This is a genomic window from Burkholderia sp. HAN2018, assembly GCF_024704855.1.
In the GTDB taxonomy this organism is placed as follows: Bacteria; Pseudomonadota; Gammaproteobacteria; order Burkholderiales; family Burkholderiaceae; genus Burkholderia; species Burkholderia cepacia.
The window spans coordinates 1-10,650 of sequence record NZ_QOBB01000002.1 but is presented as its reverse complement, the minus strand read 5'-3'; the positions used below and the strand labels follow the sequence as shown (position 1 = coordinate 10,650).

Below are 10,650 nucleotides of genomic sequence, written 5' to 3'. Positions count from 1 at the left end.
CGCTGCCAGCATCTGAGCATTCATCTACTTTTCCCCGAGTCGTATGCCCCGCGGGCTTCGTCGCGACATCCTTCGTAGTAGACCGAGAGATCATCCGGCAGATTCGAGCATTGCGGCATCGCGAACGTCGATGCAGGGCAGTTCGCGCGGATGTACGAGTACAGAAAGAGGACGCATTTCAATGCGATTTCGAGTGACGGAATCTGCATGACGCTGAGGTCGTCCAGATGGGCGACGAACTTGTCACGGTAGACCCGCATCGAGTCCAGGTAGCGCTTCCAGTCGTTCGTATTAGTTGGCGCATTGCGCAGCAACTCGCCGAGAAAGCGTTGCTGCTCGATGTCGTCTCGAATGACGCGCTGCCAGTGATGAAGTGCCTTACGATCGGCAAATAGTTTGCACCACTCGAGGATGGCAATATCGAGCATGTTGCCGTTGACCGTTGCGCCAAATTGCGTACGTTGCTTCGGATCGCCGGAACCCTCCTCGTTGACGAAGCCAACGCGGTAGTACGCGATGTTGCGCACGCAATGGCAGCGGAGCAAACACACCCGTCGCACAAACCTTGGATCCAGTGACGCGAGTGACATAGCAATGTCGCTTTCTTTTGATCAGGCGGGCCGAGCACATGCTGACTGTTAGATTGTTCTCCAGCGACTCAAGGTACGGTCCCATGGATCAACCTGTTGGCCGGAAGGGCCGGCCTCGCCTACTAATCGGGGCGGTTGATCTAACCCGGGCCGGGATCAAATCGCACAACGCGCTCGCTGGTCCCAAAGCAGGTTCGACACGCTTCAGCGGAATCCTCGTCAACCTCGACCGGCAACACGCGCAGGCCATGATCGCGCAACCACGCGAAACGATGGCGCCCGTCCGTGAAAACTGCCTTTCCATTTTCCAACGAGAGAGTTGGAATAAAAATTTGGCGCTTGCCGTCCGCTTCATATTTGCCGTTCTGGTCGGATCCGCGATCCGCCTACGCCAACATAGTCTGTGGTATCGCGCCACACCGCATCAAGCAAGTCGACAGCCGCCCATACGACTGGATCCTGAGCCACGTTCCAGCCTGCACCAACGGAGTGCTGAATCCAAACCAGTTGTTGAAAGTTCGTCGTTGCCCTCGGGACGGCGGTCTGTCCTGCGGCGACTGTAGCTCACATCCTTGCAGCACCCGCGCCGGTGGACAGCATGTTATCGCGGGAAACGGGTTGGATGTAAATACGCCAACAGCATACAACGACCCATACCGCTAACTTCGCTTATCTCGTTATCACACCGTTCGGCGATGTCGGCAACAATCACGCGCGACACCCAATAGTCGTTGTGGAGCGTTTCGAAAGGCTCTTTTCAACCCCGAAGCAGTCACCCGATGTTTCGCCGATTCAATGACCGTTCTTGAATGACAAATGGTCACATTGATTTCGCTAATACATAAAGATCTCTTCGTTCGAATCATCTAATTCAGTTAAATTATAAAATCGCCCATCTTCGGGTGCGACCATATTCATATATGAATACACTAGCCGAAATATTTCCACACCACCAGCATCGCGGGCTCGAGCGATAATCTCGTTCGGAATATGTAGGTTATCCTTCCTGTCGGATATCACAAAAACAAACAATTTCGGCACATTCTTGTGATGACCGCATGTTGAAATATTCAACGCCCTCCAAGAAATGAATTTCTCCAGCATAGAGATTGAGAAATTTTGATAGATGTCGTAGTGGTGCGCAATATAAACATATTCCGAGGTTTTTTCAAATTCCGCCATACATGTGAAATACATAAAATCATGCGGCTCGTGCATAAGCGGGCACACATCAAGCCGGCCATACTCCGAAGATTTGTGATATTTTTCGGATAAAAATTTAAAAAGCGCAAGCTCGACTATATCTGAGTGCTGCGGCATACCCGCGATGGATATTAATTTAGATTTAAATTTTTTATCCAAAATCTGAGCTTTTGGAATATGTATCTTCCATGCACTATCAGTTTGTATAACGTTTGATCTGGTTACTTCGACCCAGTAGCATGTATCGGTCGCTTCGTCACAAAGAATTATAATTACCGGCAATGAGTGCAGCAACCAATATCTAAGATGTTTGTTATTGCCGTGAAATACGTAAACATCCTCCCGCTCATTCTTGAAATATGATTTTCCAGTTTTCACTTGAACTGCTATTAAGCGACCTGTTCCATTTCTTTCATCGCTGACAATTTCGATGTGACCGTCGATACCCAAGTCGTTTTTGGGTTGCTCACGAAAAATCCAAGAAAACTCTCGTCTCGTTTTCATTGAAACGATATCGATTCCGATATCTCCAATTTCATCTTCTTTTTCGTATTTCGCCATTTTTGCTTCCCGTCAATTCTCTGTGGTTCGGATGTGCAATCTCCGCATATATCTGATGCAAACGTAGAAGTCGAACCGGAGATCGCAACGCAAATATGTTTAAAATATCTCCTCGATCATACTGGATTTAGATTATCTGCTTGGCAGCGAACGAAGATTGACTCCCTCAGTGCTGTAACGGCAACTGGTCGCCGATCTTTACCTTATCTCAAAGCGGTCTCGCCGGATTACCCAATTGCATCTAAGACCGCCGGTGCCGACGTGGCTATGGCTGCTTGCGAGTGCCGAGCGGCCTTTCGCCCGACCAAATAGGCGTGTTGTAAACTTCCGCTTCTGGCCGGCAACCGCCCGACGCAACTGGCCGCAGCCGTTAAGGGTTGTGAGTGCGCCCTCGCGTGCTGCTGGCAGGCGTCGAACGAGCACCTTTCCTACGTGCGCCACGATCAACGTAGCGATCAAAGTATGCGAGTTCGAGCAGTAGATCGCAATGCGGCGGTCGGGGCTGGGCGCTTAGTGCATGGAATCCATATATGTGCTCCCTGTTTAATCCAGGGCGTTCGCATCCTCCTCCTCATCCGGCGCTAGACCGAGCATCTCGATCATATTGTCCAGAGTGTCTGGGTTCAAATCACCGAAGTGATGCGATACGAGGGCCGAGTAGAAGTCCGTTACATCCTTATCGTCGAAAATCCAGGTGATCTGCGTGTTGTCTTGTGCGACATCACACAGGGCATTTGCCTCAAACGTCGTGAAGTTATGCACGAAACGCTTCAATTCGGAGATTGCCGCATGGGTTACGGCGAAGCTTTCTGATTCAATTAGCCTCTTCATTGCCTCGTGCTTCAAGGCACGGTCCTCCGGCGTGAGTCCGTCGTTCTCGATCTCCGCACGTCTTTGCGGCTCGGCTGCAGGCGCTTCTGGCTCTACTGGCACCGGTTCTGCGGCCGGCTGTTGCTCCACTGGCTGGAAAAAATGCTGCGCGTCTAGTGCAGGGAGCCCCTCGTGCAGCACATTGATCTTCCTGAGATCAAGCTCGAAATCGCCGTCTGGGGCGTGTTCCGGTTTCCTGAGATCTAGTTCGAACTTAACCACTGGCTGCGGTGCAGCGTTGATGGCGATCGCCTTATCGTAGTGCGACAACAACGCCTTCAACGTCTCAAACACATACAAGTTGTAGCCAAGCTTCTTTGTCTGCCATTCTTCCCGAAGAAACGCGTTAGGATATGTCATCCCTCCTTCGTCCTTTCCGTCAAGAGCAGACACGAAGTCCCCGTCCTTTGTTATGACGTATAAGTCTGTCTGTGGCACGCGTGCGAGAAGCATTTCCCAATTGTATTGATCGCCGTTGCTGCCCGGCTTCCCCGGCGGATTTCCGCGCTCGGCTCGGAGCTTTCCGGCGGAAAACACCGTGTCATCGTGTTGATATTCTTCTCCGGCCTCGAACAGCGACTTGATATATATATCGACGTCGAGTTGATGCGTACGTGCCTTCAGGTTGGCCTCCGCAATCAAGGTGTCCCGTGCCTTCCTTGCTTCGAGGATTGCCTTTTGGTAGGAGTCGGCCTTCGACAGCCCCAGCATGTGTCGAGGTATGTCAGTCTTGAACGGCACGTTCTTGAAATCCTTCGCAGCGGCGGCGAGCCTCGCATCGCGGTTGCGTGTAAATTCGTCGCGAACCTGACGGGGAATGTGCAGAACGATGGATCCCTTCGTGACTTCTTGAAAGAGCTTATCCAGAGCGGGAACGTCATCCCCCGTGTGCTGGTAAAAGCTTAGGTACGCGTTCGTGTCGATGAACAAGTGCATAGGGATATTCCGCGCCGAAATGAGATTTTTCGAAATATTGCCACGAAACCGACGTGTTGCTGGGAAAAGTAGGAAAAGGGCGGCGAATGGACTCAGTGGCTCCTCAACGACGAGCTCCATCGTGGATCGACCGGCCGCTTCTTGGGTGGAGACGACATTGGAATGTCTGAGTGACGACGCAGCAAAATGACGCTTTCTGGCCGCAGCCGAACCGACAGCCAACACATCATTTCTGCAGTGTCGCGGAGCGGGATATCGGTTGCCGCACCTTGAGGCAATCGCGTACGCGTCGACGCGTGGCAGTCGTCCATGACGAGTCGGCGCCTTGAGTAATGGCAGACGCGAGACTTATTATTGCCTTCCGGGATCGCGGAAAACACGCTATCGGTTCGCAACGGAGTCTCTGCATTGAACAAATCCCGTGCTCACTACCGCCAGCCAAAGCGAGGAAAGGTCTAGATATCGCCGGACATTTTCGATGTCGATCTCAAACCCCAGGGTTGGTCGGACGATCCGGACCTGCGACGCGGCGTCGATTGGCTTCTAAGCTTTGTCGAGAAGAACGCCTGAAATCAAGCAGGATTCAGTTTAGAGACCGTCCGGTGCGCAAGCATGAACCATAAATCGAACGTGCACACGAACGAATGTACATCGGGAAGCGAATCTATTCGATGCAGTAAGAATGAGGTGCAATACTAAGATTCTTTAGCGCCATTGTAGGCTCGAACTACTGGAGGAAGTCCACACGCAGAACGTCCGTCAAAGGCCAAATGACCGTTGACATCTTCACGACGCACATAGTGAAGAAACATTTGATACTGAACGCTTCCGGTGAATGCGTTCCTCCAATGCGGAACATCGATACCTCTATATACCAATCCGTCACCGGACGAAAGACAAATTGCTCGCGACCTGTTGTCAAATCCGCGCACCCACAAAGGCCACTGAAAATCGTCCGGCTCTACTGCAATAGATATAGAAACACTGATTTCACATGCCGCGCGATCGACATGTTGTCGTAGCACAGCACCTCTTTCATAGACTCTCCAAAACGAATATGTTGGGACCAAACATTCGCCCACCACCGCTTCAATTCGGGACTGCAGCGATGCCAGTAGAACTTCCCCGAGCATCGCACCATACTCCTCAAACTGCCCTTGGACCACCTCGTTTTTACAAATATTCATCCTGCCAGCCCGCAAAGATAAATCCATATAGTTGCGAACGAGGCAAACCATTTCAAGAGACAATAGATCTTCAACTACTTCATAACCACTCAAACCAAAATCGCCATGCTTTTTATTCGATCTTTTCGACTGAAGTGACATAGTTGCGCCCCGCGGAAAGGACACTGATACGATACGATTCTAATCTCGTGCTTGAAGAGATATTGAAAACCCCAAAGATGGACGAAGCGCAACAAGGGAAATATGCTTCGGCAACTTGTACACCGTAACGGAATAGGCACTCAAGAACCAACCAAGTGCCGACGACAAGAACGAAATGTTCCATCGTGCGGCAGGGCACCGCCTTAACCCCATACCAAACGGCATGAATGCTGAGAACTGGCGACGATCGTCGAGGAACCTTTCTGGGAGAAATATACTAGCCTGGTTCCAATATTCACGAGCCCGATGCAAAGCAAATGGAGAAATAACTACAGACTCCCCTCGACGAATTATCGTACCCGAAAGATTCTGAGTTTCCATGCATACACGCCCAATAGCCCATACAGGCGGATACAGCCTGAGTGATTCCTTGATTGTAGCCACGTAGTCTATTCGCCCTCGCCGACCACAAAAACCAGAATCCCCAACAATCTCTCCTACCCCTCTCCTAATGAGAGTATCTTTCGAACTTTCTTGACGCCCGATCAACATCAATGTCCAGAGAAAGGAATACGCCAAGGGAATGGTCGCGCTCAACAGAGTTTCAATAATCGCGTGCGTGATTTCCACCGAAGGATTGTGTCCGCGATATTCTTGAATACGATTCGCCAATCGGTGAAATATGGCCATCGCCTCAACTTCGCCAGAAAATGGTTTCTTACTGTGCTGACAGTGAGGTTGACCGCCGCGTCCAGACCGAGCGTCCTCGATACGATCAGACGCACGCGCAATATCGATCGCCTCATAACCCAGATCGAAATCAAATAGCAAAGAGGTACTCAGCGAAAAAAACATCGCCTTTACGTCGAAATAAAACTCTTTGGATGATAGCAAAGTAGATTCGTTCACGTCCCCGAAACGAGAAAAATTCGGACAAACACCCCAAAAACCCTCTACTCGCCGCATCATCACATCGAAATCTAATGCCCGCTTTTCAATACCAAGCCACGCAAATCCTAATGGCGACAAAATTGGTCGAAGCGCACGAAAAGGATGTGGCACCGAGCCAAATTCGGCGGACATCATAATCGCTCTTATGTCGTCGAGAGAATTTATCAAATAGGCACTCCCTTGATCACATTTATAGCGACAAACCGCCCTCTCCGAATTCGCCAGCTTCACAAAAAGACTCGCGGCATCCATCACCATAGACTCCCCAACAAGAGTCAGCGCATCGTTACTCCAATGTGGACATGCGATCCACCCATATGCGAACGATTTCAGTCCGATCAGCTAAATTGTTGTCAATCAACTGCCTGAGCTCGGTGAGCCTCTCAATGAAGAACTCATCGACCTCATCCATGGATAAGAACTGCCCACTATTGTCAGCATGAGGAACCATGGGCACCGAGCCGCGCCATAAGGGGTCGGACATAAGCTGCTTCTCCAGCGCGCCAAATATGATTTCTTTCGCGCTACCACGACCAACGTGATTGAGCGTGACAGCGAGAGATAGCGAATGTCCTATCGCTCGCGCCGAATGCCAAACCCCGGCAGGAACAATAAGAACATCACCAGGATCCAAATTGTATTTTTTTGAAAATTTAGAAAATATGGGCTGCTCAAATCTCTCCCATTCCTCAATTTCCGGATAATCCCTAAAGTATCTAAAAATCCCATCCGGAAAGCACCCTGCATTTGAAACGGGGTTATGCACAGCTGGTTTATCGCTTACCTCCCAGATCTTTTGACCTTCTATTTGAAACGTAATAACACACTTATCATCGAAATGTGGCGTATAACCCGAACCGTCGCGGGATAAATAGGCTCGGCAGTCCACGATGCCCGACCAACCAAGACTCGCCTTGCACGTTGCCGACAAGAGGCGCAGTTCATTACATAAATTGTTGATACCTGTCAGGCAGATAGTCCCGCCGGCCTGATAGTGGGCATCGACCTCGGACGCATCGATGCGCTTCAGTGGACTCATACTCTCTCGCCCCTCACTTGGATATGTCACGTGAAGGTCGTTCGTCAAATGGCACGCATCGTCGAAGCGCTTTCTATCGAAAACCTGACAGAGCTCGACTGCAGCACCTACCTCCATCCTCGGACGACCCGACTCAATACACGCAGCAATATCCTTTGACGAGAGAGGTGCGATCAGCGCTTCGAACCAAGGCCTTTGTTCCACCCCCGCCTCCAGTTAACGCATTAACTATATATAAAATACTGCCGTCAATTTCCGGACTCCATCATTCCGTGAAGCCAACGCCATTTCTATCCCCCCTTTTTTGATTTTGTCTTTTTCGCAGTGACATTTTTTACTGGGACGGCCTTCCTCGACCTTGCAGATGTTTTCTTCGCCGCGATCGGAAGTGACTCAGTTTTTACATAACTCCATCCATCATGAGGGCCGAGTGGAATGTCTACCTTGGGATCCAAGCAAAGGCTCTCCGGCTGATTCCCTTTTTGAGCCGGCACGGTAGACACCAAATACTTCTTCAATTCAGAATCCGGAATATTATAAATATTCCCCTTCTCGTCGCGAATGATTGCCATCTCGTTCTCCTATTTTTTATTACAAGTAACCGCCGATATTTTATCTGCGTGCCGCCCGACATCTAGCTCATCCGAAATCACCCCACAATCCAACATTGCTGCGATCTCCAATGCCCCTTTTACTCGCGCATGCTGACAAAGAACTTTGTACTTGTTATTGAACGATGGATAGCCCGCCTGATACTCAACAATCTTGCTACTAAAGATTTCCCCATTTTTGGCAAGCATTAGCGCCCGTCGGTTTCGAAGATCCGAAAACTCTCCACTCATTTCCTCAATGTCGTATTTCTCGTTTAATGGAATAACAATGAGTTGAGCAATCGGATCACCATACTTAAACTCAATGCATTGTCTTGCTGCTGGCGCTTTAAAAACCAAGAAAAATGGACGAGGCCACCAATACGTTTCAACTATCCCAGGAACCGCAAGAGGGGCTGTCCCGGTAGTGTCCAACACACACCTAGGATGCGGCAGCACAAACAACCCCATGCCGTCAGGGACTTGAATATCTAGCAGAGGACTAAATCCGAAAAAGCCCGGCGAGAAGACGCTAAAGGGCTGCCAGTCTGATGGAGTACCTGGAGGTAATTCAGCCGAAAGATCGCCCGTCCACTCGGGACGCCCCTGGTTCAATGACACATAACATGGCGTCCTCCAACTGAACCGAAGCTCAATTCCATATGTCCCCGCGTCAGTAAACGGTTTGCAATGCCACGGTTGTGGAATATCGTGCGTGGCCTCACCGCTCCATCCCGGCACCTCAAGTCTCGTACGACGAGGTTCCAGAGCATCATGCATTTTTCGGAACGCAATTCGCATGAGATTGCTCACGTGGAAACTACTTGTTCCTCTTCTTTGGGTAACGTGCCGACAGGCATCCTGCCGAGACTAAACTCAACTGGTCTGGTTACAGTCGACTGATTTCCTCGAGAGTGTGACCGAACCTCTGGCCACTCACAACCCGAAGTATTCACCAAGCTACCCAATGCCCGAAAGAAAATATAGGTGACAATCCCTCGAAGAGGCAAGCCGAACTTGCATACGAATATCGTGCCCGGCGGATGCGATGGGTTCGATTTCGTCAGATCATTTCGCCTCGCGACTCTAAGAGACGGCGACGGTTTTATAAGGACTGGTCGGCCGGTAGAAGGGTATTCCAGCAGATTAGGCAGCAACCAAGTTTGAGGAACGCGCCATGAGTGTCGGCACGGCGCTCGAATCGAATGCGCACACGACGGAAGTGATGCAGCCAGGCATGCGTGCGTTCGACGACCCAGAGATATTTGCCAAGGCCGCTGCCATGTTCGGTGCTGCGCTTGGCGATCACCGGCTCGATACCGCGATCGCGCAACGCGCGTCGATGCCGCTCGGAGTTGTAACCGCGATCGACGTAGACCACACGCGGTCTCTGCCGCGGGTGGCCGCGCAATCCGCGAATCGGCGGAATCGCGTCGATCTGCGGCATCAATTGCGTGACATCGTTGACGTTCACGCCCGTCAGGATCGCGGCGAGCGGCGTACCGTTGGCGTCGGTGACGATGTGGCGCTTGGAACCGGGGGCAGGCAAAAAACTGGACCAAACACTACCGATCGCGCGCGAAGCCGATCTGGCCTGCTGCGCGCACCTTTACGAGCAGTAGCTCGTGCAAGCGATCCCACTCGCCGACTGCTTGCCAATCGCGCAACCATCGCCAACATGTTACGCTCGAGCCATCCCATCTCGGCGAGCACATCGCGCCAGCGCAGTCCGGTCGTGAGAACGAACAGGATTCCGGTCAGCACGGCGCAATTCGAAACAGACTGGCGGCCCGAATTCTTCTCGCGCCGCGGCTTGGGTGGCAACAGCGGCTCGTTCAGTGTCCACAATTCATCGTCGATGAACGGCTTGGCCATCTGCTCGGTCTCGTTTGTTCCAATGCCTGAGGTTAGCAGCTCGCTGCGAAGGTTAACAGCACCACTTGGCCCTATTGAAACCGTCTCTAAGCCGGTGCTGTATGCGGGCGGTAATGTGATGGTGACGGCCCTCAGTAGTTCTCGGTGATATGTCGAGATTGGCCAACAAACGAAGGATGCACTACCGTCTAGACCGGCCTCGTCCCGGCAGCGAGCGGACGGACGGAAATTTGGGCCTCGCGCATCTGTGGCGTGGCTGCGGACACCAGTCGCAATCTTGCTCGCCGGATGGCGGCGCATAAACGCTGATTGCGACAGCCTGGTCGGTAGTCGCTCACGTAAACTACCTCCTCGCCATCAATGTTATGAACTGATGGTACGTAATCCAGGCCATCAAATGGCAACCGTCCTTTCTGATCGAGGCTCATCGATATTGTTCCTCCCGGATAGTCTACTCGTCAGTGGACAGGTAGCCATTCTGCACACGAGCAAGGAGATCTCGGTCAAATAGCCATCCAGTAAATCCCGGCTTGTCACGCAAGACCGCTTCTATCCTTATGGAGTTGACCCTGTAATACCGGACACAGCATCACACTAAGGTTGCTGAATCCATCGAGCGCCGGAACTCGCGAGGCGAGCGGTATTTCAACGCGCTATGGGGATGCTTCTCGTTGTAATGCTCGAACGCGATGGCCAGGTTGCGTGCA

At 51.5% G+C, this 10,650-nt stretch carries 10 protein-coding genes and 1 pseudogene; all 11 read right to left on the bottom strand.

Features of this window, described 5'->3' with window-relative positions; translation table 11 throughout:
- Positions 1-20: 20 nt before the first annotated feature.
- The gene (locus tag DPV74_RS00610) at positions 21-527 is read right to left on the bottom strand and encodes a hypothetical protein (protein WP_119336322.1); all 507 of its coding nucleotides are present in this window, start codon (positions 525-527) and stop codon (positions 21-23) included.
- Positions 528-730: 203 nt separating this feature from the next.
- Complete coding sequence (locus DPV74_RS42065; RefSeq protein WP_374708947.1) at positions 731-901, bottom strand: hypothetical protein; 171 nt, start codon at positions 899-901, stop codon at positions 731-733.
- A gap of 523 nt (positions 902-1,424) precedes the next feature.
- Positions 1,425-2,354 (bottom strand): DUF4365 domain-containing protein, encoded by a 930-nt coding sequence (locus DPV74_RS00605; protein WP_119336321.1) that lies wholly within the window; start codon positions 2,352-2,354, stop codon positions 1,425-1,427.
- A 543-nt stretch (positions 2,355-2,897) separates the two neighbouring features.
- Positions 2,898-4,280 (bottom strand): PIN domain-containing protein, encoded by a 1,383-nt coding sequence (locus DPV74_RS00600; protein WP_162922913.1) that lies wholly within the window; start codon positions 4,278-4,280, stop codon positions 2,898-2,900.
- A gap of 575 nt (positions 4,281-4,855) precedes the next feature.
- Complete coding sequence (locus DPV74_RS00595; RefSeq protein WP_162922912.1) at positions 4,856-5,488, bottom strand: hypothetical protein; 633 nt, start codon at positions 5,486-5,488, stop codon at positions 4,856-4,858.
- 39 nt (positions 5,489-5,527) lie between these two features.
- A complete protein-coding gene (locus tag DPV74_RS00590; RefSeq protein WP_162922911.1) occupies positions 5,528-6,571 on the bottom strand; it encodes a cytochrome P450 in 1,044 nt (347 codons plus the stop codon).
- A gap of 154 nt (positions 6,572-6,725) precedes the next feature.
- Positions 6,726-7,478, bottom strand: coding sequence for a JmjC domain-containing protein (locus DPV74_RS00585; protein WP_162922910.1), 753 nt, complete (start codon positions 7,476-7,478; stop codon positions 6,726-6,728).
- A gap of 290 nt (positions 7,479-7,768) precedes the next feature.
- The gene (locus DPV74_RS00580) at positions 7,769-8,050 is read right to left on the bottom strand and encodes a hypothetical protein (protein ID WP_162922909.1); all 282 of its coding nucleotides are present in this window, start codon (positions 8,048-8,050) and stop codon (positions 7,769-7,771) included.
- 9 nt (positions 8,051-8,059) lie between these two features.
- Positions 8,060-8,848, bottom strand: coding sequence for a DUF6065 family protein (locus DPV74_RS00575; RefSeq protein WP_374708948.1), 789 nt, complete (start codon positions 8,846-8,848; stop codon positions 8,060-8,062).
- A gap of 328 nt (positions 8,849-9,176) precedes the next feature.
- A pseudogene (locus tag DPV74_RS00570) lies at positions 9,177-9,943 on the bottom strand (transposase); the annotation flags it as partial.
- A gap of 589 nt (positions 9,944-10,532) precedes the next feature.
- A partial coding sequence (locus tag DPV74_RS00565; RefSeq protein WP_162922907.1) for an integrase core domain-containing protein occupies positions 10,533-10,650 on the bottom strand: 118 nt, incomplete at its 5' end.